Annotated in this window: 1 protein-coding gene; it reads left to right on the forward strand. The window is 68.6% G+C overall.

Annotation, left to right across the window (positions count from 1 at the left end):
* A partial coding sequence (locus AC4FAH_RS10510) for a sensor histidine kinase (RefSeq protein ID WP_490245998.1) occupies nt 1-1,327 on the forward strand: 1,327 nt, incomplete at both ends.

Consider the following 1,327-nt stretch of genomic DNA (forward strand, 5'->3'; position numbering starts at 1 on the left):
CAGCGATCTCAACCAGCATCTGCGGCGTGTCGCGCGTGCCTCCGGCGCGGCGGCCATCTTCCTGACCGACCGCGACGGCATGACCGTGGCCGCGAGCAACTTCGATGAGCCAGACAGCTTCGTCGGCTATCGCTACGACTACCGCCCCTACTTCATCGATGCCCTGGCGCGCGGGCGCGGTGAATTCTTCGCCGTCGGCAATACCACCGGGCGTCCCGGCTATTTCGTCTCGGCGCCGGTGCTGGGGGCCGAGGGCGAGCCGCTGGGCGTCATGGTGGTCAAGGTCTCGCTGGAAGCGCTGGAGGATACCTGGCGCCAGGCGGGGGAGACGGTGCTGCTCGCCGATGCCAATCGCATCGTGCTGCTGGCCTCGCGGCGTAACTGGAAGTATCGCGCGCTGGAGGCGATCGAGCCGCAGGCGCTGGACAGCATTCGGGCACAGCAGCAGTTTCGCGGGGCGCCGCTGACACCACTGTCGCGGGAGCTGGAGGACGGCAGCCTGGTGCTGGGCGACAACCACGAATTGGCGGCGTCGGAGATCGCGCGGCTGCCGACGGCGGCGATGGGTCAGCGCTATCTGGATGAGTCGCTGGCCAGCGGGCCGTTGGGCTGGCAGCTGCATTTTCTGATGCCGCTGCGGCCACTCTATATCCAGGCGCGCAATGTGGTGCTGGTCGGGCTCGCCGTGATCCTGGGGCTGGCGATGATGGCGCTGTGGATGCGCGAGCGTCAGGCGCGTCTGGGGCTGATTCGGCGTGAAGCGGTGATGATGCGCGAGATCAACGAGCGCCTCGAGGAGCGGGTCGCCCAGCGCTCGCGCGAACTCGAGGCCACGCGTGACGAGCTGGTGCAGGCCGGCAAGCTGGCCGCGCTGGGCACCATGGCGGCCGGTATCGCTCATGAGCTCAATCAGCCGCTGGTCGGCATTCGCACCTACGCCGCCAGCGGCGGCAAACTGCTGGCGCGGGGCATCGCCTCCGCCGCAACGCGCCCCGAGCTGACCGCGCGTGCCGCCGAATCCGCCGCCAGCAACTTCACGCGCATCAGTGAGCTGTCCGAGCGTCTGGCCGACATGATTCGCCAACTGCGGGTCTTCGTGCGTCCGGCCAGTCAGCAGGCGCCCGTCGCCCTGGCGCTGGCGCCGCGCATCGACTTCGCGCTGGAACTGCTCGCCGAGCGAGTCACCGCCCTCGACCTGACGGTGGAGCAGGACGCGCTGCCCCGGGACATCATCGTGATGGGCGAACAGGTGCGTCTCGAGCAGTTGCTGACCAACCTGATCCGCAATGCGCTCGATGCGCTGGAAGGGGAGCAGAGAGCACAGCAG

Source organism: Cobetia sp. (genome assembly GCF_983723665.1).